The sequence below is a fragment of the Streptosporangium sp. NPDC000095 genome (genome assembly GCF_042899335.1).
In the GTDB taxonomy this organism is placed as follows: Bacteria; Actinomycetota; Actinomycetes; order Streptosporangiales; family Streptosporangiaceae; genus Streptosporangium.
Genome location: NZ_JBIAZS010000003.1, coordinates 1 through 26,649, shown reverse-complemented (window position 1 = coordinate 26,649; position 26,649 = coordinate 1). Strand labels below are relative to the sequence as shown.

The following is a 26,649-nucleotide window of genomic DNA, read 5'->3' as shown; positions in this document are numbered from 1 at the left end:
TGTCATGGCGACGCCCCGCGCTCGTGACCTAAAGTTCATAGCCGCCGGTTCGAGCGCCATTCGGAAGGGGAATAGATGAGGACACTCCTGATTGCCCTGTCCGGCGCACGCCCAGAAATCCTGAAGCTCTGCCCGACCGAGCAGGGCAAGTTCGAGGGCATCGGCGGGGCGGTGCTCACCACCAGCGTGCTGGCGGTCGTGTCGATGACGTTCGCCCTCAACTCCGCGCTCGGCGTCTCCCTCCTCATCGCCATCCCCGCCAGCCTCGTCTGGGGCCTCGCCATCATGAGCCTCGACCGCTGGCTGGTCAGCACCATGCACGCCGACGGGTCGCGCCGCTGGCGGGTGGCCCTGCCGCGGATCCTCATGGCCGTGCTGCTCGGCATCGTCATCTCCACCCCGCTGGTGCTGCAGATCTTCAAATCCGAGATCGACGCGCAGATCGTCCAGATCAAACAGCAGCGCGCCAACGAATTCGCCACGCGGCAGAGCGCGGGCAGCGTCGGGCGTGAAGTCGACGACCTCCGCAAGGAGGTGACCGCTCTCCAGAACGTGATCACTTCGGAGGGCGACGTCCCGCTGGATCCCGCCAAGGACCCGAAGGTCAAGTCACTGACGGCCGAGCGCGACGCCCAGCAGAAGCAGACCGAGAAGCTCTACGACGAGTGGCAGTGCCAGCTCTACGGCGGCAAGACGTGCCCGCGCAAGGGCAACGGCCCCCTCGCTCAGGCCAGTGAGAGAACGTACGAGAAGGCCAAGAGCCGGGTCGACCTGCTCAACCGGCAGATCGAGGAGCGCAAGGCGGAGCTCACCGCCACGGACGAGAACAGCAGGTCAGAGCGCCTCGCCCAGGCGAGGCAGGCACTGCCCAAGACCCAGGAGTCGCTCGACGCCGCCGTGCGGCGCCAGAGCGACCTGCAGAACGCGTTCGACGCGGAGAACCGCGCCACCGGCGGGCTGCTGATCCGGCTGCAGGCGCTCAACGAGGTGTCCGGCGAGGACATCACCCTCAGGTTGACCCACCTCCTGCTGATCCTGTTGTTCCTGCTGATCGAGTGCCTGCCGGTCGCGGTCAAGCTGATGCAGAAGCCGGGCAACTACGAGAAGATCCTCAACCTCGCGGCGAAGCAGGAGTTCCGCGACGCGCGAGACAGTTACAGCTCCCAGTTCGGTTCCGCCATCCCCTCACCGGGTTCCGCGACGCGGCAGGACCCCGACGACGACCCCGCATCGATATGGGATATCTGGGAGGAGCCAGACCCGTTACGCGCCGCCCACAGGGTGCAGACTCCGGCCGGGCCGTCGAACACCGCGCGGATGACCGACCCTCGCACCCCGGACGGCGACCTCTACTCCGCCGAGGACGACATGCTGCGCGCGATGCCGAACACCCGGGTGTTCCGCAGATCCGACTCCGGCGGCGGCCCCGCGGGCGAGCGGCCCGGCAGGATCGAGCTGTTCCCCGATGACGACGACTGATCCTGCGTGACCCCCGAGACGAACGGCCGCGTGGTCAACGGCCGCTACCGGCTCCTGTCCGTGATCGGCAGCGGCGGGATGGGCAACGTGTGGCTCGCCGAGGACGAGATGCTCGGCCGCCGCGTCGCGCTCAAGGAGCTCGTCCTGTCACCGAACGGAGAGTCCCTGTCCGTGCGCCGCCGGCGCGTGCTGCGCGAGGCGCGGGCCGCGGCGCGGATCAGGCACCCCGGCATCGTCGAGGTCTACGACGTGGTCGTGCAGGACGACCTCTCCTGGATCGTGATGGCCTACGTCAAGGGCCACTCGCTCCAGGACCTGATCGAGCGCGGCCCCCTCGACGAGCGCCGGACCGCCGAGATCGGCGGGCGGGTGCTGGCCGCGTTGACCGCCGCGCACCGGGCCGACGTGCTTCACCGTGACGTGAAGCCCGCCAACATCCTCCTCGGCGAGGAGGGCGAGGTGTTCCTCGTCGACTTCGGCATCGCCCACATCGTCGGTGAGGGCCGCCTCACCTCGCAGAACACCTTCGCGGGCACCCTGGAGTACATGGCGCCCGAACGGATCAACGACCTCCCTTCGGGGCCGCCCGCCGACCTGTGGTCCCTGGGCGTCACCCTCTTCCACGCCCTGGAGGGCCACTCCCCGTTCCTCCGCGGCAGCGTGCCGGCCACCATGAAGGCCATCGCCTTCGACGCCCCTCCCCCCCTCACCCGTACGGGGGCACTGTCCGACGCGGTCGTCAGGCTGCTGCGTAAGGCACCCGAGCGGCGGATGGACGCCCGGGAGCTCAGGGAGGTTCTGAGGTCGATCGTCGACGCCCCTCGGGGTCACCCCGCGCAGCACCGATCCCGGTCCGCTCCCGCATCCCCTTCTCCCGGCTTCACGCCCTCGCCTCCACCGCCTCGCCGCGAGGCGCCCCCCGCCTCTCCCCCACCTCCACCGCACCGTCACCAGGCGCCCCCCGCGTCTCCCCCACCCGACCTCACCCCCTCGCCTCCGCCGCACCGTCGCGAAGCGATCCCCTCACCTCCCTCCCCCCACCTCGCCCACTCCCCCTCGCGCCGCCCCGTGCCCGCGGTCGCGGATCGCACGCCGGAGAGGTCCGTGGACCTCGGAGGGCTGGATCCGGCGGAAACCGCACGGGTTCTCGGCGCCATGGCGACCTCATCCGCGGCACGGCTGCTCGCCCGCCTTCCCACGGAGGCCGTCCAGCGGGTGCTGATCCGGATGGAACCGGGCGTCGCGGCGGCGATCCTGCTGGAACTGTCCGCGGCGAGGGCCGCCTCGATCCTCGGCGCGGCTCCGGCGAGGACCGGCGGCGCCGTGCTGAACGTGATGGCGGCCAAGCCTCAGGAGGCCGCCGCGATACTGCGAGCGATGGGAACGGCCCGCGCCGGCCAGGCACTGAGCCACGTCGACCCCGGGCGGGGCGGCGCCCTGCTGGGCGCCGTTCCCCCCGGTGAGGCCGCGAAGATCCTCGCGCGTACGGACACGCGGACCACGGCCGGAATCGTCCGAGCCCTCTCGGCGGGCCCGCTCGCCATCCGCCTGATCGAGACGATGCCGGCGAAAAGGGCGTGCGGCGTGCTCGGCTACCTGCCCCCGGCCATCATCGCCGGACTGCTCAGATCCTCCTCCGACGGCCGTGCCGACCGCCTGCTCAACGGGCTCGACGACGCCGTACGCGCTCAGGTCCTGCGCCACCTGCGTCCGCCGAGGGAGCAACGGCCGCGCGGGGGAGGGGAACCTCCGGAAAACCCGGGTGGTGGCCGGAGGTGACCGCCGGACGACGGCCGGGTGAGGACCGGGTGAAGGTCTGGTGGAAGCCGGATAAGCACCGGACGACGGCCGGATGAAGGCCCGGTGGCGCCAGGCGAGGCCGGAAATGACTGAGGGCACCTCCGCGATGCGGAAGGTGCCCAGGTCATCGGCTTGAGCCGGTGGTGCGCCGCCAGGGACTCGAACCCCGGACCCGCTGATTAAGAGTCAGCTGCTCTAACCAACTGAGCTAGCGGCGCTTGCGACGGAGGTAACTCTAGCAGCAGCCTCAGCGCGCTCGCACCCCGGTTGATCCCGGTCGGACCCTGTGCGGATCCGCCCGTGAGTCACCCGGGATCCGGACCCGCCGCTGAACAGACGCGGGGCCGGACAGTCCCCCAACTGTCCGGCCCCGGCCTCTTCGCGGGCTTTGCCGTTGTCTCCCCCAAGACTCGGGCGGCTCCGCTCAGGAACGCGATCCCCCTCGCGTTCTTATCCGGTGAAAAGTCTCTGCAACGCTCCCCCCGGGCTTCGCAGACCCCTCGACCTGCAACAACACTACCTAGTCAAATGCAACGGGCGCGTCATCCAAAGGTTGATTTTGCGCCTACACCCAACCTTGACCCGGTATCACCGAAGCGCCGTCAGCCCTGCGGGCACGGGGAAACGTGCCATCGAGGGAGGCGATCGCATTGGTTCGGGGTCGGTGGCGCATCGGTTGGGGCACCCGGCGGGGGTCGTCAGGGGAGTTCGAGGTTGATCTCGGTATTGTCCTTCAGAGCGCGGCTCACCGTGCAGTACTTCTCCTCGACGCGGTGGGCCACGGCGCGGAGGACCTCGGCGGCCTTCTCGTCGCCCTCGGGCAGTTCCACGTCGTAGGTGATGGTGATCGGCCCCAGCCTGGACGTCTCGATCTTCTCGGCCTGGACGGTCATGGCGAGGCGGACCAGGCGATGGCCGCGCTGGGCAGTGAGCGGCTCCACGGTGACGATGTTGCAGCCGCCGAGCGCGGCGAGCAGCAGCTCGACAGGGGTGAACACCCCCTGCTCGTCACCGCCGCCCATCGCGACCTCGGCTCCGCGGTCGTTGCGCGCCACGAACCCGTCCTCGGTCCGCTCCACTCTCACCTGTGCCATGGCGTCCCTCCCCTGAGAACCTGCCGATCACCCTACAGAGGCTCGCAGGCGGAGGAACGTCCGGGTTGAGGCGGGAACGGGACTCGCCTCAGGCTTCGGGATGTTTGGAGAGGTATTCGATGTAGAACGGCCGCAACGCCTCTCCCAGCTCTCCGTGGCCCGAGGCCATCGCGTCGCTGAGCAGGGCCGAGACCTTGCTGAGGTCGTTGGTCGTCTCAGCCTCGCTGCCCGTGGACGCGTTCGCCGCGGGGATCAACGTGAGCAACTCCCACAGAAAGCCGAGATCTCCGTGGTGCACGGCGTAGTGCACCGCGCGATCATGCAGTTCCTGGGCCGACAGCGTCTCAAGCTCGTCCGTTTCCAACAGACCCACCCCCTCACGCCCCTTCTGCCCCGAGAATATGACCATCATGCGCAATTGACGGTATGCACCGTCAGCGCGTCGGCCGGGGCGGCGTTTTTCCCGTGGTGGCGCCGCGAAAGCATGTCGATGAACGTCCGAAGGGCGTTCTCCGCCCGTCGACCACGGCCCCAGCTAAGATGATCTTGGTCTCGCAGAGTCATGGGGCCACTTCGTCGATCATGTCCGCCGACCTGGCTTCCGTCCCCGGCCCGGCTTCCGTCCCCGCACCGGCTTTCGTCCCCGCGCCGGTCCCGGGACCGGACTTGGGTGGAGGGCCCGGCTTCGGCGGAGGCCCCGGCTTGGGAACCGGCCCCGGCCTGGGCGGAGGTCCCGGCTTGGGGACAGGACGTGATTCGGTCCCGGGTTCCGCACCGGGTTTCGTTCCGGCTCCCTCCTCGGGACTCCTCCCGGCCCCCGTCCCGAGCCCCCTCCCGGGTTCCACCCCGGGGCTCCTCCCGGCTCGCGCGGACGGCTCCCCCTGTCGGTCGGCGGACGATCGGTTATCGGACATGATGCGGCCCTCCTCGGCGATTCGTGCTCCTCACCTGGGACTCTCCCATCCGGCGGAGGCCCTTCCCGCCGAGGAACGGCACGCCTGACAGGATCTCGCCACTTTCATGACCGCATACGGTCACGGATGCGAAACTCTCCACGGGAGCCGGGGGCGGCTCGCCGTCCCGCCGATCGGGGCGACCGGTGCCTCCGTGTCACCCGGTGACGATCGGAGCCGCAGATGCCGGGGCGATACAGCAGACTCCCTGTTATACGCATATATCCACTCTCAAGATGTGGACCTATCGCCCGTCCAACCATCCATGCGAGGATGCCGAAACGTGAAAATACTCATCAAAATAGTGGTCGTAGCAGCCGCTCTATGGGCGGCGACCCAACTCGTGAGCGGTATCGCCGTGTCCGCGGCGAGCCCGGCCAAGGAGATCGGCACGCTCGTCGTCGTCGCCCTCATCTTCGGGGTCGTCAACGCGGTCCTGAAGCCGATCATCGCGACGCTCGGCTGCGCCTTCTACATCCTCACACTCGGCCTGTTCGCCCTGGTGGTCAACGCCGGTCTGCTGCTGCTGACCAGTTGGATCGCCGAACAGCTCCGGGTACCCTTCCACGTCGACGGCTTCTGGGCCGCGTTCTGGGGAGCGATCGTCATCGCCCTGGTCAGCTGGCTGCTCGACCTGATCTTCGACGCGATCGTCGGCGACTGAGCGGATGACCTTCGTCCTTGACGGCGCCCACCTGACCTGCGAGCAGGTCGACCGGGCGGCCCACGGCTCCGGGATCGCGCTGGGCTCCACCGCCCGCGCGCAGGCGGCGTGGCGGATGGCCGGCCTGCTCAACGGGCCCGTGTACGGCCGGACCACCGGGGTGGGCGCCAACAAGGACGTGGAGACCGAGGACACCGGCCTGGACCTGCTCCGCAGCCACGCGGGCGGCGCCGGGCCCACGATCGAGGCGTTCCGCGCCCGCGCCACCCTCGTCGTCCGTCTCAACCAGTTGCTGGCCGGCGGCTCGGGGGTCGACCCGGCCCTCCTTCCCGTTCTCACCGCCGCCGTCAACCTGGGCCTCACCCCGCCGATCCGCACCTACGGCGCCATCGGCACCGGCGACCTCACCGCCCTCGCCACCACCGCGCTCTGTCTCCTCGGCGAGCTTCCCTGGACCCGGCCCTCGGACACCGTACGGATCGAGGCACCAGCCGGGGACACCCGGAATCCCCCGACCGAGGCCGAAACCAGAACCGGGACCGGAACCGAAGCCGGGACCCAGGCCGGAGCCGGGACCGGGACCGGGGACACCCGGTCCTGGGAGCGAGCCGAAGGCGGCCCTCCGGGGACGCGGCCGGGGGATCCCGTACCCCGGTTCGCGCTCGCCTCCGTCGACGCGCTGCCGTTCATCAGCTCGGGCGCGGCGACCCTGGCGGACGCGGCGCTGGCCTGTCACCGTCTGGGGGTCCTCCTGTCCGCCGCCACGGCGGTCGCGGCCCGTTCCTTCCGGGCGATCGATGCCTCGCTCGAACCGCTCTCCCCCGTCGTGCAACGCGGCGCCGAGCAGACCGAGGTGGCGGCCGGGCTGCGCGCTCTGGTCGGCTCCACCAGCCCGCGCCGCGTCCAGGACCCGTACGGCTACCGGGCCTTTCCACAGGTCCACGGAGCCGTGCTCGACGCCCTCGGACGAGCGGAACGAACGATCACCGAGGAGATGAACGCGGCTCCCGAGAACCCGCTGATCGCCGGTGGCCGGGCCTGGCACAACGGCAACTTCCACTCCGCGCGGGTCGCGCTCGCCCTCGACGCCCTGCGGGCCGCGCTCGTGCAGACCGCGACGCTGAGCGCGGCCAGGCTCGCCACCCTGAACGACCCGGCCCACACGGGACTGCTCCCCTTCCTCGCCGAACGTCCCGGACTGTCCGGGGTGATGATCCTCGAATACGTCGCGCACTCCGCCCTGGCCGAGCTGCGCCACCTGGCCGCCCCGGTCACCCTGGGCGGCGCCGTGCTCTCCCTCGGCACCGAGGACCACGCGAGCTTCACCCCGCAGGCGGCCCGCTCCGCGCTCGCCGCCGCCGAACCGCTGGAGATCGTCCTGGCGTGCGAGCTGGTGGCCTCCGTACGAGCCCTGCGGCAGCGCGGCCTGCCCTGCGACCTGCCGCTCGATCCGGCGATGCGCGACCGCCCGCTGGACACCGACCTCGACGCGGCGCGCGGGCTCCTGCCCGGTCTCGCCCCCTGAGACCTCCGAGTTCTTCACGACCCGTGAGGTTCACGTGGCCGGGTCAGCTCACCGAGCCGCGTTCGCGGAGCTGGGGGGCCTGGACGATACGGCGGCGGCGCGCGGCGGTGCCGTCGGCGGCGGCCACGACGATACGGACGGCGGCGCGGACGATGCCGTCGATGTCCCAGTCGACCGTGGTCAGGCCGGGGGTGAGCAGGCCCGACATGGGGTGGTCGTCGTAGCCCATCACGGACACCTCGAACGGTATGGCGAGCTTCCGCTCGGCCGAGGCCGCGTAGACGCCGTAGGCGATCGAGTCGGCGAAGCAGAAGAACGCCCGGTGTCCGGCGTCGAGCATCTCGCCCGCGACCCGGGTGGCCGGTCCCAGCGACTGCGAGGCGGTGACCATCTCGATGTCGAGTCCCAGCCTCCCGGCCTCGGCCATGACGTGCACGTCCGCGGGCCGGTCGGGAGTGCTGGCCCGGGTCGAGGTGAGGACGGCCAGGCGCCGGTGCCCCCGCTTGCGCAGGTGCTCCAGGGCGAGGGTCACCCCGGCCCGGTTGTCGAAGACGACCTCGCCCGCGGCGCGTGCCCCGGCCAGGGCGTCACCGATCGACACCACCGGCAGCCCCTCGCACAGCTCGGCCCAGAGCGGCGCCGCGGGATCGACCGGCTGCACGATCAGCGCGTCCACCCGCTGGTCGCGGAGTTGTCTGGCGAGCGTCTTCTCCCTGGCGGGGTCTCCGGCGGCGTCCAGGATGAGGGCGTACCGGTCGTTGTCCTTGAGCGCGCGGCCGATGCCCACGGCGAGCGCCTGCTGCCAGAGATCCTCCAGGGAGCCGCAGAGCAGTCCGATCATGCCGGTCCTGCCGCTGGCCAGAGCCCGGGCGATCGGGTCGGCCTCGTAGCCGAGCTCGGCCGCGGCCCGGCGCACCCGCTCGATGGTCTCCTCCGACACCTGCATGCCACGCAGGGCGTAGGAGACAGAGGCCGGTGACAGACCGGTGGCCTTCGCCACCTCACGGATGGTCGCTCGTTTCCGGGGCTGGGGCATCGGTCCAGCCTATTCCCCGGGACCTTCGAGGGCGCGTTCCCCGCGCGATCAGAGGCGCCGAAGGAAGTCGGGAGGTGTCGGGAGGTATTGACACGATGCAGGGTGAAGCGGTTCACTGAAACGGTTCACTGAACCGTGTCACTGTTGGATGTGGCAAGGTGAGAGCGTTTACCCCTATTCTAGGTAGGGAATGCCGCGAAGCGTGGAAGGAGGAGATCCGTCGTGACCGTCGACGTTCACCAGCATCTGTGGACGCCCGCGTTCGTGGACGCGCTCAGACGGCGTACGGCCGCGCCCCGGCTCGACGGCTGGACCCTCCACCTGGACGGCGAGCCCACCTACGAGGTCGACCCCGCCGATCATGACCTCGCCGGACGCCTCGCGCTGAACACGGATCTCGACCTCGCCCTCGTGTCGCTGTCCAGCCCGCTCGGCATCGAGTCCCTGCCCCCCGAGGACGCCTGGCCGATCATCGACGCCTACCACGAGGACGCCCTCGCCCTGCCCGCGCCCTTCGGCGCCTGGGCGGCGACCTGCCTCAGCGAGATCGACCCCGCCAGGCTCGCCAAGACCCTCGACACACGAGGCGACGCCCGGCACGGTGTACGGAACGCGACGGGAGACGACATCCGCAACGGCGTACGAGACAACGCGAAGGACCGCGACACGGCGGGCGGCACGGAGAGTGCCGCGAAGAGCGGCACGGAGAGTGGCGTCGAGAACGGCAGGACGGACGCGCGACCCGGACTCGTCGGGCTCCAACTGCCCGCGACCGCGGTGCGCGACGCCGCGGGTCTGGCGAGGGTCGCCCCGCTGCTGGACGTCCTCACCGAGCGCGACCTGCCGCTCTTCGTGCACCCGGGACCCGCCACCGAGCCGGAGGGGCCCGGCTGGTGGCCCGCCGTCGTGCCGTACGTGCAGCAGATGCACGCCGCGTGGTACGCCTTCACCGCCTTCGGACGGTCCCGCCACCCCCGCCTGCGGGTCTGCTTCTCGCTGCTCGCCGGGCTGGCACCGCTCCACTCCGAGCGCCTGGCCAACCGGGGCGGCGAGGGCCGGGGACAGGTCGATCCCGACCTGTTCCTGGAGACCTCCTCCTACGGCCCGCGCGCCATCGACGCGATCGTCCGCGAACTCGGCGTCGACGTCGTGGTGAGCGGCTCCGACCAGCCCTACGCCATCGCACCCGACCCCGCGCTCGGCGACGCCGCCTGGCACGCCATCGCGGTCACCAACCCGAACCGCCTGCTGAACGGAAAGGAGTCGCGCAAGTGAACCAGTACCAGGGCCGCGAGAGCTGTGCGCTCCCGGCGACCGGAGCCGCGAGCCCGCCGCGCGCACGAGCCGCCCGGCCCGCCGACCGCGCCGGTCACGCCATTCACACCGGACGAGTGGACATCGCGGTCTCCGGACCGGTCGGCGGTGAGACCCCATGAACTACGAGGCCCTGCCCGCTCGCGCCCTCGACCGGCGCGAACTCCTCGACCTGGTCAACGAGCTGGCCGCCGACCCGTCCCGGTGGGAGGAGCAGGTGGAGTTCCCCGAGGAGGGCGGACGCCACTTCGCCTCCCTCTACCGCGACTCCCACGTGGACGTCTGGCTGCTGTGCTGGCGGCCCGAGGACGACACCGGCTGGCACGACCACGACACCTCCTCGGGGGCGGTCCGCGTGGTGGCCGGAACGCTTCTGGAGTGCAACCCCCGCATCGGCGGCGAGCACCTGGAGACCGTGATCTCGGAGGGCGAGTCCTTCTCCTTCGGTCCCGACCACATCCACCGGCTGACCGGCGCGGTTCACGGCAGCGTCTCGATCCACGCGTACTCGCCGCCGCTGTGGCGCCTGGGCCAGTACTCCATCAGCGACAGCGGCGTGATGCGCCGCGTCTCGGTCAGCTACGCCGACGAGCTGCGTCCCATGGACGACGCCGAGCAGATGGCCGGCGTCGCCTGACAGGAGCCACCGGGGCTGCCCTCGCCGCCCGACTCGGTGCCGAGTGCCCCCGTCCTCGCCGCCGCACCCGTCGTTCACGGGTGCGGCGGCCGGACACCTCATCACGGGCTCATACGTTCGTCACGGCGGCTTGACGCTCTAGAAGACGCGCGCCCTGACGGCGTTGGCCATGCCCGGGTCGTCGGCGAAGACACCGTCGACGCCGAGGGAGTAGAGCCTCTCCAGCCAGCCCATCACGTTGCCGGTGGCGCGCGGGTAGGCCGGGCTCGCCGGGTCACCGAGCCGGAAGGCCACCGGGAGCTGCGTGTTCTCGTTCCGCACGGTCCAGGTGTGGACCTTCAGACCGGCGCGGTGGGCGTCGCGGACGAGCGTGGTGGGCGGCAGGAGGCGGCCGTCGGGACCGGCGGGCACGATCCGCCTGGTGTCGACGCCGATACCGTCCGCGTAGCCCGCCACGTCACGGAGCCCCGCAGGAGTGACCATCGTGTCGTAGGTGCGCGGGTCTCCGGCGGCGACCCAGTCGTACGGGGCGCCGGTGGCGGTGATGAGCTGGATCAGCGGCAACCTGGTCTTCTTCCTCAGCTCGCGCAGGTTGGCGGTCTCGAAGGACTGGATGAAGACCGGGTCGCGGCTCCCGCGCCAGCCGTGGCGGCCGAGCACCTCGAGCAGCGGCTCCTCCAGGGAGAGCCCGATGGAGTCGAAGTAGCTCGGGTGCTTGGTCTCGGGGTAGACGCCGACCCCGCTCCGCTTGGCGAGCGCGACGACCTCGTCGAAGGTCGGGATCTCCGCGAGTCCGTTGAAGGCGGTGTTGTTCGGACGCAGGTCGGGGATGCGCTCCTCGGCCCTGAGCGTCTTCAACTCGGCGAGCGTGAAGTCCTCGGTGAACCAGCCGGTGATCGAGACGCCGTCGATCGTCTTGGTCGTCCGGCGCCCGGCGAACTCGGGGTGGCTCTCGACGTCCGTGGTGCCGCCGATCTCGTTCTCGTGCCTGGCCACCAGCACGTGGTCCTTCGTCGAGACAAGGTCGGGCTCGATGTAGTCGGCCCCCAGCGCGATCGCGGTCTCGTACGAGAGCAGGGTGTGCTCGGGCCGGTACGCGCTGGCGCCCCGGTGGCCGATGACGACGGGTTCGCGGCCACGGGGCTCGGCGGTGGCGGGTTCGGGTTGCTGCAGCACAACGGCGACGGTACCGGTCGCGAGGACCGCCAGCGCCGCGGACAGAAGCCTACGGATCATGTTCAGGACGCTAGAAGGCCCAGATGGCCGGTGGGACAACGACTCGCAAAGGAAACGGGTCGTGGGGACAGCGACTTGTAAAGGTACGGTTTCTGAGCCGGAGAGAAGCCGGCACGGGTGTCGGGCCAGGACGAACGAGTCCCCGGCGGGGCGTGAGCCGTCCCGGGGAGGACGGGTCTTCGGCCCGGCGGGGGCGTGCGTTCCGGGAGGGCGAGTCCTCGGCCGGGCGTGAGCCGTCCGCTCAGGCCGAGGAGGGTGAGCCCTCTGCCGGGTGTGAGCCGTCCGTGCCGACCACCGTGACCGGACGGCCCGCCAGGAATCCGGCTCCCAGTTGCAGGGCGCACGCGCCGAGCCCCGCCAGCAGCGGCAGTGTCCAGCCGCCCGAGAGCTGGTGGAGAGCTCCGATCAGGAGCGGTCCGAGCGCGGCCAGCGTGTAGCCGACGGACTGGGCGACGGCCGACAGCGCGGTCACCGAGACCGGGTCGGGCGCGCGGAGCGTGATGATGAGCAGGGCGAGCGCGATCGAGGCGCCCTGCCCCACCCCAAGGACGATCATCCACAGCCACGGCAGAGCGGCCGGCGCGAACAGCACCCCGAGGTATCCGGCGATCGTGAGAACGGTCGCGGCGGTGACGTACGGCACCTGTGACCGGGCGCGTCCCGCGAGCACCGGGACGGTCAGCGTGGCCGCGACCTGGGCCAGGTTGGTGAGGCTGAGCATGTATCCGGCCTGGTCGGCGGGGAGTCCCGCGTCCTTGAAGATCGTCGGTATCCAGGCCAGCATGATGTAGAAGGTGAGCGACTGTATGCCCATGTAGGCGGTGACGTACCAGGTCACCCGGCTGCGGAGCAGCAGGGCGAACGGCCTGGGCGCGGCCTCCTGGCGAGCGGGGCGGCGCAGCGCCTGTGGCAGCCAGAGCACCGCCGCGGCCAGTGCGGGGATCGCGGCCATCGCGGTCACCTCGCGCCAGCCGAGCCCGGTGGCCCGCTCGATCGGCACCACGGAACCCGACGCCAGGGCGGCGCCCAGCACCAGGCCGGAGACGTAGATCGCGGTGAACGGCCCGACCCGCGAGGGGAAGTGCTGCTTGACCACGCCGGGCATCGCGACGTTCATCACCGCGATGGCCGTACCGGCGACGGCGGCGCCCGCGTAGAGGGCCGGGACGCTTCCCGCGGCGCGCAGTGTCACCCCGGCCGCCAGGATCAGCAGCCCGGCCAGGAGTGTGCGGTCCAGGCCGAAGCGGCGGGCGAGCAGGGGGGCGAGCGGGCCGAGGACGCCCAGGCAGACCACCATGACCGTGGTGATCGCCCCTCCCCCGGCGGCGTTCAGCCCGAGATCGTTCATGATCTCGTCCAGCACCGGGGAGAAGCCCGCGAGCGCGGGCCGCAGGTTGAGCGACGCGAGCACGAATCCCGCGATGAGCAGAACCCGCGACGCAGACGACACCGGCGGCATCAACGGCGTCCCCGACGCCCGCGACACACTGACTCCCCGTTCGGACATTGCCCAACTCTCCCATAAGCCTCACGGCGCACCGTCAGGGGCAGTTGGGTCATCACAAATGGGTGTCAGGACACGGCCTGCCGCCGTCACGGCGCACCGTCGGGGGAAGTCGGGTCAGGCGATCAGAAGGGGTAGGTCGCGATATTTCCTTGCATCGTCACCCAGCGGGTCTCGGTGAAAGCCTCGATGTTGGCCCGTCCCCCGCCGAAACGCGAGCCGGTGCCCGAGGCCCCGACTCCGCCGAACGGGGCCACCGGCTCGTCGTCCACCGTCTGGTCGTTGACGTGCACGATCCCGGTGGGAACGAGGTCGGCCAGCGCGAGGCCCCGCATCGCGTCGCGGGTGAGGATGCCCAGCGACAGGCCGTACTCGCTGTCGGACGCCAGCGCGGCGGCCTCCTCGATCGTGGAGAACGGCACGACGGGCGCCACCGGGCCGAACACCTCCTGGACGTAGGCGGGAGCGCGCTCGGGCAGGTCCGCCAGGACCGTGGGCCGGTAGAAGAGCCCTTCGTAGGTGCCGCCCGCCGCCAGCCGCGCCCCGGCGTCGACGCTCGCGGTGACCAGGTTGTGAACCTTGTCCCGCTGGCCCGAGTCGATGAGCGGGCCGAGCGCGACCTGCCCGCTCGCGGGATCGCCGACCGGCAGGTGGTCGGCCTTCTCCGCGAGCCGGGCCACATACTCCTCCGCGATCGAGGAGTGCACCAGGTGGCGTCCGGTGGTCATGCAGATCTGTCCCTGGTGCAGGAAGGAGCCCCACGCGCCCGCGGAGACCGCGAGGTCCAGGTCCGCGTCGTCCAGGACGATGAGCGCGCTGTTCCCGCCGAGTTCCAGATGCACCCGCTTGAGCAGCCGCCCGCACGCCTCGCCGACCGCGCGTCCCGCCGAGGTCGAGCCGGTGAAGGAGATCACCCGTACCAGCGGATCGCCGACGAGCGCCTGCCCCGCCTCCACCCCTCCCGGCAGCACCTGAAGCAGGCCGGACGGCAGCCCCGCCTCCTCGAAGACGCGGGCGATGGCGACACCCCCGGAGACGGCGGTGCGCGGGTCGGGCTTGAGGATCACCGCGTTGCCCAGGGCGAGCGCAGGGGCGACCGAACGGATGGCGAGGATGAGCGGGAAGTTGAACGGCGCGATCACGCCGACCACCCCCACCGGTACGCGCCTGGCCAGGCTGAGCCGCTGCTTGACGGTCGGCAGGATCTCTCCCGGCGGCTGGGACGCCAGCGCGGCGGCCTCGTAGCACTCCTGGGCGGCGACGTGTGTCTCCACACCCGCCTTGGGGCGGATCGACCCGGCCTCGCGAACGATCCAGTCCTGGATCTCCTCCGCGTGATCCTCGAACAGCCTCCCGGCCCGTCGCAGCACGGCCGCCCGCTCCTCGAAGGAGGCCGCCGCCCACTCCCGCTGCGCCCGTACGGCGAGCACGGCCGCCGCCGCCACGTCCTCGGCCCCCGCCACGCCGACCCTGCCGAGTTCGGCTCCGGTGGCGGGCTCGACCACGGCCGCGTCTCCCGCGTGCGAGGTGACCCAGCCGTTCCCGAAGACCTGCCCGGTCCACGTCTTCGCATCCATGAGGGTCGTACGGGGCACGGGACCTCCCGAGGGAAAGGACTAAGGGGTAATGTTCGTTATGCGAACAATGATTCCCTGAACGAACGAGACGTATCGCGGAAGCTACGCCGCTTATGTCGGATATGTCAAGGAACGATCATCGAGGGATCGACCCCGCGGACAGCGGCGGCGAGGTCCGCCGCGACCACGACCTTCGCGCACCCTCAGACCGGCGGCCGCGACCTCCGAGCACTCCCAGACAGGAGCCCTCCACCGTGAACGACGTCTACATCCTCGACGCGGTCCGCACGCCCATCGGCCGGTACGGCGGGGCCCTGTCGGGCGTCCGCCCCGACGACCTCGCCGCCCACGTCGTCCGCGCGCTGGCCGACCGCGCCCCCGCCCTCGACCCGGCCGCGATCGAGGACGTGTTCTTCGGCGCGGCCAACGGCGCGGGCGAGGACAACCGGGACGTCGCACGGATGGCCGTGCTCCTCGCCGGGCTGCCGGTGACGGTGCCCGGCACGACCCTCAACCGGCTGTGCGGCTCCGGCCTGGAGGCGGCGATCGCCGCCTCCCGCGCGGTGGCCGTGGGCGACGCGTCCCTGGTGGTCGCCGGAGGCTCCGAGTCGATGAGCCGGGCGCCGTGGGTGATGCCCAAGCCCGCGAGGGGCTTCGAGCGGGGAGAGCGGTCCCTGCACGACACGGCCCTCGGCTGGCGCATGGTCAACCCCCGGATGCCCGCCGAGTGGACGGTCGCCCTGGGCGAGGGCGCCGAGATCCTCGCCAACCGCTACGCCATCGGCCGCGAGGCCCAGGACCGGTTCGCGCTGCGCAGCCACCGGCTCGCGGCGGCGGCCTGGGAGCGCGGCGTCTTCCAGCGCGAGGTGGTCCCGCTCGACGCCCTCGACCACGACGAGTCCGTCAGGGCCGACTCGACCCAGGAGTCCCTGTCCGGCCTGAAGCCGGTCTTCCGCCCCGACGGCACCGTCACCGCGGGCAACGCCTCCCCCCTCAACGACGGCGCCGCCGCGCTGCTCATCGGCGACGAGGCGGGTGCCGCCCGATCCGGGCGGGACCCGCTGGCCAGGATCGTCTCCCGCGCGGTGATCGGCGTCGAGCCGCACCTGTTCGGCATCGGACCCGTCGACGCGGCCCGTACGGCACTCAAGCGGGCGGGCATCGGCTGGTCCGACCTGAGTGTGGTCGAGCTCAACGAGGCGTTCGCCGCCCAGTCGCTGGCCTGCCTCGCCGAGTGGCCCGACCTCGACCCCGAGATCGTGAACGTCAACGGCGGCGCCATCGCCCTCGGTCACCCCCTCGGCTCCTCGGGGGCGCGCATCCTCGGCGCCCTCGCCCACGAACTGCACCGCAGGGGCGGCGGGTACGGTCTGGCCGCGATCTGCATCGGCGTGGGCCAGGGCCTCGCCGTCGTCCTTGAGGGAACGGGCTCCTGAGCGGCGTCCGGACCACCCGGAGGTGGACATGATCTCTCCCGCGACCGGCGGCCCGTCCTCCGGCCCCTCTCCCGACGACCTTTCTCCCGGCCTGTTCTCCGATCCGCATCCCGACCCGCCCAACCCGTCTTCAGGCCCCTCCACCGGTCTGTTCTCAGGGATGTTCGCCAGGGGCGAGGCGTCGGCGCGGGTGTCGGACGTCGCCTGGCTCGCCGCCATGCTGGACGTCGAGGCCGCGCTCGCCGGCGCGCAGGCCGGGATCGGCCTCGTCCCCGCCGAGGTGCCCACCGCGCTGGCCGCGGCCTGCCGTCCCGAGCTGTACGACATCGCCGAACTGGGCCGCGAGGCCGCACGGACCGGCAACCCCGTCATCCCCCTGGTCGCCGCCCTGCGAGAACGGATCGAGCCGGAGCTGCGGCGGTTCGTCCACTACGGCGCCACCAGCCAGGACGTCAACGACACCGCGGCCATGCTGATCGCCCGTCGCGCCCTCGCACCGATCCTCACCGACCTGTCGGCCTGCGCGGACGCCTGCGCGCGACTGGCGTCCGAACACCGCGACACCGTCATGGCCGGACGTACCGTGCTGCAGCACGCCGTACCCATCACGTTCGGGCTGAAGGCGGCGGGCTGGCTGAGCGCGCTGGACCACGCCAGGACCGGCCTCGCGCGGGTGCCGCTGCCGGTCCAGTACGGAGGGGCGGCGGGCACCCTCTCGGTCCTCGGCGCGCGGGGCCATGAGGTGCCGCCACTCCTCGCGGCCGAGCTGGGACTCGCCGAGCCGGTCGTCCCCTGGCACACCGACCGGACCCCGGTGGCCCGGCTCGCCTGCGCACTCGGCACCGTCGCCGGGACACTCGGCAAGACCGCGAACGACGTGAAGCTGCTCGCCCAGACCGAGGTGGCGGAGGTCGCCGAGCCGACGGGTCCCGGCCGGGGCACCTCCAGCGCGATGCCGCACAAGCGCAACCCGGTGGGTTCGATGTCCGTACTCGCCTGCGTCCAGCGCGTCCCCGGGCTGGTCGCCTCGATCCTCGACGGCATGGTCCAGGAGCACGAGCGCGCGGCCGGCCCCTGGCAGGCCGAGTGGGAGACGCTGGGCGAGCTGTTCAGGCTCGTCGGCAGCGCCGCCTCCTGGCTCCGTGAGGTGCTGGAGGGCCTCACCGTGGACGTCGCGAGGATGCGCGCCAACCTCGGCGCGACCCGCGGGCTGCTCATGGCCGAGCAGATCGTCGTACGCCTCGGAGGCACCCCCGAGGCCCGGCGACTGGTGGACGCCGCCTGCGCCCGCGCCACCGGAGAGGGCTCGCAGCTGCGGGAGGTCCTGCTCGCCGATCCCGGTGTCCGTCTGAGCGCCGAGGAGATCGACGCGGCCCTCGATCCGGCGGGCGCCCTCGGCTCCGCCGCCGTCTTCGTCGACCGGGCGCTCGCCGCCCACGAGAACATCACATGAGCCCGTACCTGAGCGGACCGACCGCGGACGAGTGGCATGGACGGACGGGAGACCGGAAAATGAGCGGCACGGGCGGGCGGGAAGCCGGGGGCACGGGCGGGGCGGCCGGACGAATGAGCGGCTTGGACGGACAGAAGCGCGGGAGGCCCGAAGAATGAGCGACGTGGATGCGCGGAGGCCCGGGGAGACCGGAGAGATGAGCGACACGAAGAGGTGGGAGGCCGGGGACGCGACGCGCCGGGCCGTGCTCGGCGACGAGCACGTGGATCGCGCCGTCGCGACGACCACCCCGTTCACCGCGGACTTCCAGGAGTTCATCACCAGGTACGCCTGGGGCGAGATCTGGACCCGCCCCGGCCTGGACCGGCGCACCCGCAGCTGTGTCACGCTGGCCATGCTCGCCGCGCTCGGGCACGAGAACGAGCTGGCCATGCACGTGAGGGCCGCGCTCCGCATCGGCCTGACCGAGGAGGAGATCAAGGAGGTCCTGCTGCAGACCGCGATCTACGCGGGCGTGCCCGCCGCCAACCGGGCGTTCGCGGTGGCACGGGCGGTGCTGGGCTCCGAGGGAAACGGGGAGGGCGGGGATGACGGAACCGATTGACCGTGGCTCCGAGCATGTGCAGTCACTGGCACGCGGGCTCTCGGTGATCAAGGCGTTCAGCGCGACGAGCCCCGAGCTGACGCTCAGCGAGGTGGCCCGCGCGACCGGCCTGACCAGGGCCGCGGCCCGGCGGTTCCTGCTGACGCTCGTCGACCTCGGCTACGTCAGGACCGACGGGCGGCTGTTCGCGCTCTCCCCCCGCGTCCTGGATCTCGGGTACGCCTACCTGTCCGGTCTCTCGCTGCCCGAGGTGGCCGAGCCGCACCTCGAACGCCTCGTCGCCGAGGTGCGCGAGTCGGCGTCGGTGGCGGTGCTCGACGGCGAGGACGTCGTCTACGTGGCCCGGGTGGCCACCAGCAGGATCATGCGGGTGACCATCAACATCGGCACCCGCTTCCCGGCCCACTGCACCTCGATGGGCAGGGTGCTGCTCGCCTGGCTGCCGCCCGACGACCTCGACGCCTACCTCGGGCGCGTCGAGTTCCACCGGTTCACCCCCAACACGATCACCTCCCCCGCCGCCCTCAGGACCGAGTTGGAGAAGGTCCGCGCCCAGGGCTGGGCCATGGTCGACCAGGAGTTGGAGGAGGGCCTGCGCTCGATCGCCGTCCCCGTCAGGGAACGTTCGGGACGGGTGAGCGCCGCGATCAACATCTCCTCGCACGCGAGCCGGACGACCCCGGAGTCCGCCCGTCGCGATCTGCTCCCGCCGCTGCTCGCCACCGCCGCGCGGGTGGAGACCGACCTGCACGCCTCTGGCGTCAGGAGCGGTTCCCTCTCCCACCGCTGACCCCTGTCCCACCGCTGCCCCTGTCCCCCGCTGTCTCCCCGCTGCCTCCGGCCCCGCGAAAGCGCAGGTCGGCGCGGGGTTGGCCGTGACGACGGCGGGCATACCGACCTCGTTGCCGACTCGGGGGAGAACGCATGTCGCAGGGGTGGAGGACAGCCGTTCCGCGGCGACGGCCACGGGCCAGGACCGCCACGGGGTCAGGGCACATCCACGATCCGGCCTGCCCGCGCCCGGCGGGAAGGCGACGGGCGTGAGCCCGGTGGCGGGGATCCTCGCCGGCGCGGCGGGCACCACCGCGCTGAACATCGCCGGTTACCTGGACATGGTCGTACGTGGCCGGGCCGCGAGCGGGTTGCCGGCCGAGGCCGCGGGCAAGCTGGCCGAGCGCGCGGGTGCCGACCTCGGCTCGGGGGAGGCCGCCGACAGCAGGCGCGAGGGCATGGGCGCGCTGCTCGGGTACGCGACGGGCCTGGGTGTCGGCGGGCTGTACGGCCTGCTGACCGGAGACCGTCGCGTTCCGCCGCCGTTGGCCGCCCTGGGGCTGTCGGCGATGGCGATGGCCGCGAGCGTGGCCCCCCTCACCACACTGGGCCTGACCGATCCGCGCGAGTGGGACGCCTCGTCCTGGGTCTCCGACATCGTCCCGCACCTGGCCTACGGCCTGACGGCCGCGACCGTGTACGACCGTCTGACCCGCCCCTGACCCACCCGGCGTCCGTCTCCGCGTACGACCCGTCGGTGCCCGTTCGCCCTCGGCGGATCCGATCAAGGAGGCGCTGCGGGTGAGCAGGATGGGCGCATGACGATAAGACTCACCAAACTCGGACACGCATGCGTACGGCTGGAGAAAGAAGGGCGGAGCCTCGTCATCGATCCCGGTGCGATGACTCCCGAGACCGATGCCATCACCGGGGCCGAGGCCGTGCTCGTCACCCACGAGCACTTCGACCACTTCGAACCCGACCGTCTGCGCGCGGCCGTCGCCGAGAATCCGCGTCTCGTCGTCCACACCTGTCCCGGCGTGGCCCGGCACCTGACCGAGTTGGGCGACAGCGTACGGGTCGTGCGTGCGGGGGACGTGCTGGCGGTCGCCGGGTTCGAGGTGACCGTCGTGGGGGAGAAACACCACTTCAGCCATCCCGACGTGCCGCCGGTGGACAACGTCGGGTTCGTCGTCGACGGGGAGGTCTTCCACCCCGGCGACGCGCTCACCGTCGTCGACGTGCCGACGTTGCTGGTGCCCGGCCAGGCTCCCTGGATGACGGTTCCCGACATGATCGTCTACCTGCGGACGATGGCACCCCGGCGCGCGTACGCGATCCACGACGGGTTGATCAACGACTGGGGCGTCAAGGTGCTGGAGAGCGTGCTCGCCGGCGAGGCCGAACGGCTCGGGGCCGACATCCGGCGCCTCACCCCCGGCGAGAGCGTCGACCTCTGACCCCCTGATCTCCTGTTGATGACGAACCATGCCCGGTCTCCTGGGGCGGAGCATCGTCATGCGGGCGGCTGTCCGCCGGTTCTCAGGGGGCGGTGCAGGGCGAGGGAGCTGAGGACGGTCACGGCTCCCATGAGGACGATCGCCGTGTGCGGGGAGGTCAGCTCGGCGGCGACGCCGGCGAGGGCGCCGCCCACGGCCTGGCCGGTCATCATTCCCGCGGCGGCCAGGCCGAAGGCCTGCCCCCTCACGGCTTCCGGCACCGCGTCCACGAACCACCGCTGCAACCCCAGCTGGCAGGCGCTCGACGCCGCGGTGGCGAGCATCACGATCAGCGCGGCTCCGGCGAGTCCCGGCTGGAGGGCGAAGGCGAGCAGGGGGATGCCCGACACGATCGCGAAGGAGAACGCCAGTCGTTCCCTTCCGGCGGGCGAGACGAACCGGGCGATGACGAAGTTTCCGACCGCCAGGCCGAGGGAGGCGGCGGCGAGCGCGAACCCCGCGGTGTTTCCCAGGTAGGGGACCATCATCGCCTCGGCACCCACCACGAGCGAGACCGGCAACCACTGCGTGAGCAGCAGTCCGCGTACGCGGCGGTCCGTCAGCAGGGCCCGGTTGACGCGCAGCGTCTCCCGTACGGCGCCGCCACCCGCGACGGTCCGGGCACTCGCCTTGCTCTTCTCCTCGGTGAGGGAGCCGCCGCCTGGAAGACAGGCGTCAGGAAGGTCGGCGCCGGAGAGGTCTTCGTCGGGAAGGCCACCGTCCTTCGTGTCGTCGCCGGGGGAGCCGGTGCCCCTCGCGTTCCTCGCGGGGAGGTCGGGCAGGCCGTAGCGCAGCACCGCGGCCGCCAGAAGGGACAGGACCGCGGTGACGGTGAGTGCTCCTTCGGGTCCGGTGAAGGCGAGGATGGCGCCGCCCGCCGCGAGGCCGCCGATCTGGGCCCCGGCCGCCGTCACGTTCAGCACCGACCTGGCCAGGACGAACGCGTCGCCGGGCAGCAGGTCGGGCAGGAGTGCGCTGCGCGCCGCCCCGAAGACCGGCGAGAACAGACCGGTGGCGAGAACGAGGACGAGCATCGCCCAGACGGGCAGCCCGGCGAAGGCCAGGAGCAGGCAGGTCACCATCCGCAGCAGCTCACCGGCGATCATCAGCGCACGCGGGCGGAGCCGGTCGGCCAGCGAGAGCAGGAACGTCCCGCCGACGATGTAGGGGAGGAAACCCACCATGTACGCCGCCGCCGACAGTCCCGGCGAACCGGTCCGCGCGTACACTAGCGCCGACAGAGCGAGCATCTTGACCTGCTCCCCCGCCACCAGGAGGGTGAAGCTTCCGAACAGGACACGGAACTCCCGGCTCGCGAAGACCTCCGTATAGGTCGCGCCGCGCTCTTGTGTGGTCATGGAGACGATGGTGGAAGACGCTTGAACGGCTGACTAAGCTTTCGGACATATCCGAAAGGTCGCTCAGTGGTCTTCCGTATCGAGGTCACCCCGCACGACATCATGGCGAGCAGGTTCGCCATCTCCCCGCTCATCGTGATCCATCACGCGCTCTGGACCCTCTCCGGCAGGCGGGAGGCCGGAGAGTGGCGGGCGTGGGCCGGAAGGATGCGGGAGCCGTACGAGAGGCTGCTGCTCACTCACCCCGGGCTGGGTGCCATGGTGGCGCTGTTCCGCGAGCGGCACTACAACGCCGACTTCCCCGCACCGCCGCCGACCGGGGTGAACACCCCGTTCGAGGCGGAGATCGCGGTGGTGCGGGCCACCCCGGTGGCACGGGCGCACGCCGAGATCGCCAGGAACCTGGAGGGGGCGCCGCGCCTCCCCCCGCCCGTCATGGACGTGCTGTTCTCACCGGAGGTCGTACGACTGTTCGCCGAGGCACTGGAGGCTCTCTGGAAGGAGATCGTGTCCCCCGCGTGGCCGCGCTTCCACGCGATCCTGGAGCGGGACGTGGTCCAGCGGGCGGGACGTCTGGCGACCTACGGCTGGGCCTCGGCCCTCGACGACCTCAGCCCTCGGATCCGCTGGCGTCCCGACGGCGTCATCGAGGTGCTTTCCAACGGTGCGGACGAGACCCACCGGCTCAACGGAAGCGGGCTGCTCTTCGTGCCGACCGTGTTCCCCACCGGGATCGCCTCCTACCTGGAGGCCCACTGGCCGTACGCGATCAGTTATCCGGCCAGGGGCACCGGCATCCCGCCCGAGACGCCGGACGGCCTGGCAGGGCTGATCGGCAGGACCAGGAGCCGTCTCCTGCTGGAGCTGGCGACCCCGGCGACCACCACCCAGCTCGTGATCCTGCTGGAGCTGAGTCTGGGGACCGTGGGCGGGCACATCTCCGCCCTGCGCAGGGCGGGCCTGGTCACCGGGAGCCGCACCGGTCGCGGTGTCCTGTACCACCGCACCGCGCTGGGCGACTCCCTGGTCAACCCATCAGGGCGAAGGCCCTGAGGAGCCGGCGGCCGGTCGCCCGGTGACGGGCACGAGAACGAAACGCCGATCGGCCTCTCACGCCGCGTGCGACGGGAGGGAGACACCTGTCAGCTTGGCGCACGCGGCGAGGAGGCCGTCCTGCAACTCGGGCGAGCGCGCGGCCGGATGAACGAAACACGGTTTCCGATGGTGGAAGTAGCCGCCGGTCACGGTGGCCTCGGGGTCCTGGCTCACGGCCAGCCACGCCTGCGTCACCGGCCCCTGGGAGAGGTCGTCCGGCGCGCCCGGACCTCCCATCTTCGTCGGGACCCAGCCGGGTTCGAGCGCGTTGGACAGCACGTCGGGCCATCGGCGGGCGACCGCGAACGCGAGGACGACGTCCAGCAGCTTGCTGTCGGCGTACGCCCGGGAGCCGTCCCAGGGCCGGGCGGTCCACTGGAGGTCGTCCAGACCGGTGTCCCCGCCGCGATGCATGCCCGAGCTCAGGTAGACCAGCCGATCGGGCGGGGTGATGAGTGCCGTGAGCAGGTAAGGGGCGAGCACGTTCACCGCGAACACGTGGGCGAGCCCGTCGGCGGTCTCGATCCTGCTCGGCTCGCGGTATCCGACGGCGGCGTTGTGGATGATCGCGTCGTAGCGGACCATCCTGCCTGCCTGGACGGCGACCGACCGCATTCCCTCGATGGTGGTCAGGTCGCCGATGATGACGGCTTCGGCCTCCGGCAGCGCGTCGCGCGCGTCACCGGCGCGGGTGTCGTTACGCGCGTGCAGGGTGACGTCATGGCCGTCGTGGGCCAGCAGCCGGGCGGCCATGAGACCGAGGCCGTCGGTGGAGCCGGTGATCAGAATGCGCGCCATGACAACGATCCCCTTCTTCGAACGGGCTGATCGTTGACTACCCAGCGGAACGGGAACGCACGCCGCCGGGCGGAGGTCTGGCCAGGTCAAACCCCTGCCAGGCCATCTCGGGGAGCCTGCCGGTGTCGGCCGGACCCGATCGGCCGACACCGGCAGGCCGTCTCAGCGAGGACGTCGGACGCCGCCGGCCCCTGGAGCCTGATGACACACCGCCGGCGTCCGGGCCGAGGGGGACCTCGATCGGCCGACGCCGGCAAGCCGCCTCGGGGAGGCCGTCAGACGCGCTGGACGGCTCCGTCGGACAGTGCCACGACGGTGACCCCGAAGTCGTGGATCGTCGCCGACAGCTCGTCGGACGAGAGGCCGGGGGCCACGACGACCAGGGAACCGCGCATCAGCGCCAGCCCGATCAGTGTCGTCATGGCCAGACTGCACCCCAGGGGCCAGGTCACCAGCAGGACGTCGGACTTGCCCAGCTCGGCACCCTCGTCGAGCGTGTTCATCCGCGTGATCAGGTCGTGGTGGGTGAGCACCCCCCCGTCGTCGATCAGGAGGGCGGGCTGCACCGCCGGATCGAGGAAGGGCAGCGGGACGGGCTCCAGGAGCAGCAGGTCGGCGAAGTCGACGGTGTCACGGGCCTGACCGAACGCGATCACCTGCCGGACCCGCGAGTCCTCCACGGCCCGCAACGACACGTCCGCCAGGCGCGGGGTGGTGATGAGCAGCCGCGCGTCCCACTCGGCCAGCAGGTCGGCCATCTCCTCGCATCCGGAGGTGATCGGTGCCGCCACCCCTCCCGCCGCGATGACCGTGTGCACCGCCAGTGTCTGGGCCACCGCGCTGTCCACGTGGATCCCGGCCACCTGGCGCCGTCTGGCCCCCCGCCTCACCAGGCCCGACGCCCCCCGCGTCACCTCCGCGGCCAGCCGGCGATAGCCGTACACCACCCCGGCACCGAGATCGATCAGCGCGGGTCGATCACCTCGACCGTGTGCGTAGCCGAACACCGCCTCGGTGAGGGTGCAGCTGGTTGACGGGGAGGTGGGTCTCATGCCGCATGACGGTAGGGCCGTTCCATCCGCGCGGGCATCCGTAGATGTATGTAGATGACTGTGTATTCGGCCTCCTGCCCCGGCGCACACCGGGTCGGCGGGCCTCGCCCCCCGGTGTGCACCCGGTCGGCGGGTCCCGCACCCTCGACGAAACCGCTCCCCGTGCTCCGAATCCCCGTTGAAAACGTGCCTCCGCATCGAATCCCCTGCATCCCCGGCGGGCGTCGGGGCCACGGGCTCCGCCCTTCGACGAAACCAACGAAATCGACGAAACCCCTGAAACCGCTCCTCGCGCTCGAAACCCCCGATGCGACCTGTCCGCCGACTCCCCGGCCTCCGCGAACCTCCGTGGCCTCCCCGAAAACGGAGACGCGATGGGCGGGCCCGAGCCCTGCGCGACTCGAGCCCGCTGTCGCATGGCCCATGACCCAGGTCTCCACCCCTCCGAGGAGACCCGGGCCATCAACGGGGACACGCGACGTCCGCGGCGTGCTCGACCGAGACGCCCGGGATGGTGTGGACCTGCCGTCCCGGACCGGAACTGTGACCGGCACGGTGCGGAAGGCTGGACGTCATCGGTCGAACACCAGGAAAACGTACGGCGCGCGGTGAGCACGACACATGCACCGGACTGCGTATCCGGAGATGTATCTTCACGCCCACGAATGTGTAGCCCGAGGTATGTAGAACCTCACACCCGCCGCACAGGACGCGCGACCTAGGCAGTTTCGTTTGGATCAGCCGGTCGTTGGCCCGGGCGTGCCGTTGACTGACGCGCAGTGGGCGCGGATTGAGCCGTTGCTTCCGGACCGGCCGCCGAAGCGAGGCGGCCGGTGGAGGGAGCACCGGCAGGTGATCGGTGCGATCGCCTTCAAGTTCCAGACCGGGACCCAGTGGGTCCACCTGCCCGACAGGTATGGCAACTGGCGAGGTGTCTACAACCGGCTGAGGATGTGGGCCGTCGATGGCACGTGGGAGCGGGTGTTCATCACTTTGGTGGCCCAAGCCGACGCGGACGAGGACCTGACCTGGGCCTTGTCGGTGGACTCCACGATCGTGCGGGCTCATCAGCACGCGGCTGGGGCCCGCAAAAAAGGGGCCCCAGCCCACGAGCCGGGCGACCATGCCATCGGCCGGTCCCGAGGTGGACTGACCACGAAGATCCACCTCACCGCCGACGATCGCTGCCGGCCGCTAGCCTTCCACCTCACCGCCGGCCAAGCCGGTGACGCGCCCGCCTTCACCGAGGTGATGGCACGCCTGCGCATTCCCCGCCGACGCGGCCGGCCTCGGACCAGGCCGGAGGTTGGGCCGATAAGGCGTACTCCTCCCGCGCGATCCGTGAGCACCTGCGCAGACGCGGCATCCGGGCGGTGATCCCAGTTCCGGCCGACCAGCGAGGCCACCGACTGCGTCGGGGAGGCCGGGGTGGCAGGCCGCTGTCCTTCGACCGTGAGGCGTACAAGCAGCGCAACACCGTCGAGCGGTGCATCAACCGCCTCAAGCAGTGGCGCGGCATCGCCACCCGCTACGAGAAGACCGCGACCATCTACCTGGCCGGACTCCATATCGCCGGCATCCTCCTCTGGTCCGCCTGATGATCCCTAAAAAATTGATTAGCCCCAGGTGAGCGGGTCGAGATGGAGGTAAAAGCGCAGGCGCTCGTGGTCTAGGTCCTGTTTTGTGGATCACCTGAGCCAGAGCAGTAGACAGGCGATGGTCACGGCTGATCGGTAGTGGGCGGCGAGCTTGTCGTAGCGGGTC

22 protein-coding genes, 1 tRNA gene and 1 pseudogene are annotated in these 26,649 nt (G+C 71.2%); 14 read left to right on the top strand and 10 right to left on the bottom strand.

The window, feature by feature from the left end; translation table 11 throughout:
• Positions 1–75 precede the first annotated feature (75 nt).
• Together ACFY3V_RS08455 and ACFY3V_RS08450 are read left to right on the top strand one after the other, a co-directional pair.
• Positions 76–1,479 carry a DUF4407 domain-containing protein gene (locus ACFY3V_RS08455; protein WP_362905017.1) on the top strand — a complete coding sequence of 468 codons (1,404 nt, stop codon included), beginning with the start codon at positions 76–78 and terminating at the stop codon, positions 1,477–1,479.
• A 6-nt stretch (positions 1,480–1,485) separates the two neighbouring features.
• Entirely contained in the window at positions 1,486–3,258 is a 1,773-nt protein-coding gene (locus tag ACFY3V_RS08450; protein WP_389771343.1) for a protein kinase, read from the top strand.
• Positions 3,259–3,420: 162 nt separating this feature from the next.
• On the opposite strand, the gene ACFY3V_RS08445 is transcribed toward ACFY3V_RS08450, so the two are convergent.
• The 3 genes from ACFY3V_RS08445 to ACFY3V_RS08435 all read right to left on the bottom strand — a co-directional run bounded on the left by ACFY3V_RS08445 (position 3,421) and on the right by ACFY3V_RS08435 (position 4,746).
• Positions 3,421–3,497: transfer RNA gene (locus ACFY3V_RS08445), tRNA-Lys, on the bottom strand.
• A 480-nt stretch (positions 3,498–3,977) separates the two neighbouring features.
• Complete coding sequence (locus tag ACFY3V_RS08440; RefSeq protein ID WP_362905013.1) at positions 3,978–4,373, bottom strand: OsmC family protein; 396 nt, start codon at positions 4,371–4,373, stop codon at positions 3,978–3,980.
• 88 nt (positions 4,374–4,461) lie between these two features.
• Positions 4,462–4,746, bottom strand: a complete 285-nt coding sequence (locus ACFY3V_RS08435; protein WP_350944884.1) for a hypothetical protein — start codon at positions 4,744–4,746, stop codon at positions 4,462–4,464.
• 863 nt (positions 4,747–5,609) lie between these two features.
• On the opposite strand from ACFY3V_RS08435, the gene ACFY3V_RS08430 reads away from it, so the two are divergent.
• Together ACFY3V_RS08430 and ACFY3V_RS08425 are read left to right on the top strand one after the other, a co-directional pair.
• Entirely contained in the window at positions 5,610–5,990 is a 381-nt protein-coding gene (locus ACFY3V_RS08430) for a phage holin family protein (protein WP_350944882.1), read from the top strand.
• A gap of 4 nt (positions 5,991–5,994) precedes the next feature.
• A complete protein-coding gene (locus ACFY3V_RS08425; protein WP_389771337.1) occupies positions 5,995–7,515 on the top strand; it encodes an aromatic amino acid lyase in 1,521 nt (506 codons plus the stop codon).
• A gap of 43 nt (positions 7,516–7,558) precedes the next feature.
• On the opposite strand, the gene ACFY3V_RS08420 is transcribed toward ACFY3V_RS08425, so the two are convergent.
• Positions 7,559–8,551: a LacI family DNA-binding transcriptional regulator gene (locus tag ACFY3V_RS08420; protein WP_362905008.1), complete on the bottom strand. Its 993-nt coding sequence runs from the start codon at positions 8,549–8,551 to the stop codon at positions 7,559–7,561.
• A gap of 222 nt (positions 8,552–8,773) precedes the next feature.
• Here ACFY3V_RS08420 and ACFY3V_RS08415 point away from each other — a divergent pair, with 222 nt between their 5' ends.
• Complete coding sequence (locus ACFY3V_RS08415; RefSeq protein ID WP_389771332.1) at positions 8,774–9,826, top strand: amidohydrolase; 1,053 nt, start codon at positions 8,774–8,776, stop codon at positions 9,824–9,826.
• 157 nt (positions 9,827–9,983) lie between these two features.
• Positions 9,984–10,502: a cysteine dioxygenase family protein gene (locus ACFY3V_RS08410; RefSeq protein WP_362905004.1), complete on the top strand. Its 519-nt coding sequence runs from the start codon at positions 9,984–9,986 to the stop codon at positions 10,500–10,502.
• 138 nt (positions 10,503–10,640) lie between these two features.
• Here ACFY3V_RS08410 and ACFY3V_RS08405 read toward each other — a convergent pair whose 3' ends face one another.
• The 3 genes from ACFY3V_RS08405 to ACFY3V_RS08395 form a co-directional block, all read right to left on the bottom strand.
• Entirely contained in the window at positions 10,641–11,738 is a 1,098-nt protein-coding gene (locus ACFY3V_RS08405; protein WP_389771329.1) for a glycerophosphodiester phosphodiesterase, read from the bottom strand.
• A 241-nt stretch (positions 11,739–11,979) separates the two neighbouring features.
• The gene (locus ACFY3V_RS08400) at positions 11,980–13,188 is read right to left on the bottom strand and encodes a CynX/NimT family MFS transporter (RefSeq protein ID WP_389771326.1); all 1,209 of its coding nucleotides are present in this window, start codon (positions 13,186–13,188) and stop codon (positions 11,980–11,982) included.
• Between the two features lie 179 nt (positions 13,189–13,367).
• The gene (locus tag ACFY3V_RS08395; RefSeq protein ID WP_389772181.1) at positions 13,368–14,819 is read right to left on the bottom strand and encodes a benzaldehyde dehydrogenase; all 1,452 of its coding nucleotides are present in this window, start codon (positions 14,817–14,819) and stop codon (positions 13,368–13,370) included.
• Positions 14,820–15,073: 254 nt separating this feature from the next.
• On the opposite strand from ACFY3V_RS08395, the gene ACFY3V_RS08390 reads away from it, so the two are divergent.
• The 6 genes from ACFY3V_RS08390 (at position 15,074) to ACFY3V_RS08365 (ending at position 20,543) form a co-directional block, all read left to right on the top strand.
• Positions 15,074–16,255 carry a thiolase family protein gene (locus ACFY3V_RS08390; protein ID WP_362904998.1) on the top strand — a complete coding sequence of 394 codons (1,182 nt, stop codon included), beginning with the start codon at positions 15,074–15,076 and terminating at the stop codon, positions 16,253–16,255.
• A gap of 28 nt (positions 16,256–16,283) precedes the next feature.
• The gene (gene pcaB, locus ACFY3V_RS08385) at positions 16,284–17,708 is read left to right on the top strand and encodes a 3-carboxy-cis,cis-muconate cycloisomerase (RefSeq protein ID WP_389771322.1); all 1,425 of its coding nucleotides are present in this window, start codon (positions 16,284–16,286) and stop codon (positions 17,706–17,708) included.
• A gap of 196 nt (positions 17,709–17,904) precedes the next feature.
• A complete protein-coding gene (pcaC, locus tag ACFY3V_RS08380) occupies positions 17,905–18,312 on the top strand; it encodes a 4-carboxymuconolactone decarboxylase (RefSeq protein ID WP_350944867.1) in 408 nt (135 codons plus the stop codon).
• A complete protein-coding gene (locus tag ACFY3V_RS08375; RefSeq protein ID WP_389771318.1) occupies positions 18,296–19,102 on the top strand; it encodes an IclR family transcriptional regulator in 807 nt (268 codons plus the stop codon). The genes pcaC and ACFY3V_RS08375 overlap by 17 nt, the downstream gene beginning before the upstream one ends.
• Before the next feature lie 250 nt (positions 19,103–19,352).
• The gene (locus ACFY3V_RS08370) at positions 19,353–19,805 is read left to right on the top strand and encodes a hypothetical protein (RefSeq protein WP_389771315.1); all 453 of its coding nucleotides are present in this window, start codon (positions 19,353–19,355) and stop codon (positions 19,803–19,805) included.
• 96 nt (positions 19,806–19,901) lie between these two features.
• Positions 19,902–20,543 (top strand): MBL fold metallo-hydrolase, encoded by a 642-nt coding sequence (locus ACFY3V_RS08365; RefSeq protein ID WP_389771312.1) that lies wholly within the window; start codon positions 19,902–19,904, stop codon positions 20,541–20,543.
• 56 nt (positions 20,544–20,599) lie between these two features.
• Here the strand turns inward: ACFY3V_RS08365 and ACFY3V_RS08360 are convergent, their stop codons facing one another.
• Positions 20,600–21,940: an MFS transporter gene (locus ACFY3V_RS08360; protein WP_389771309.1), complete on the bottom strand. Its 1,341-nt coding sequence runs from the start codon at positions 21,938–21,940 to the stop codon at positions 20,600–20,602.
• A gap of 66 nt (positions 21,941–22,006) precedes the next feature.
• Between ACFY3V_RS08360 and ACFY3V_RS08355 the strand changes: the two genes are divergently transcribed.
• Positions 22,007–22,993: an ArsR family transcriptional regulator gene (locus ACFY3V_RS08355; protein ID WP_362904986.1), complete on the top strand. Its 987-nt coding sequence runs from the start codon at positions 22,007–22,009 to the stop codon at positions 22,991–22,993.
• A gap of 57 nt (positions 22,994–23,050) precedes the next feature.
• Here the strand turns inward: ACFY3V_RS08355 and ACFY3V_RS08350 are convergent, their stop codons facing one another.
• Entirely contained in the window at positions 23,051–23,833 is a 783-nt protein-coding gene (locus ACFY3V_RS08350; RefSeq protein ID WP_362904984.1) for an SDR family NAD(P)-dependent oxidoreductase, read from the bottom strand.
• 275 nt (positions 23,834–24,108) lie between these two features.
• Complete coding sequence (locus tag ACFY3V_RS08345) at positions 24,109–24,885, bottom strand: AMP-binding protein (RefSeq protein WP_362904982.1); 777 nt, start codon at positions 24,883–24,885, stop codon at positions 24,109–24,111.
• Between the two features lie 759 nt (positions 24,886–25,644).
• On the opposite strand from ACFY3V_RS08345, the pseudogene ACFY3V_RS08340 reads away from it, so the two are divergent.
• A pseudogene (locus tag ACFY3V_RS08340) lies at positions 25,645–26,483 on the top strand (IS5 family transposase).
• Positions 26,484–26,649 lie beyond the last annotated feature (166 nt).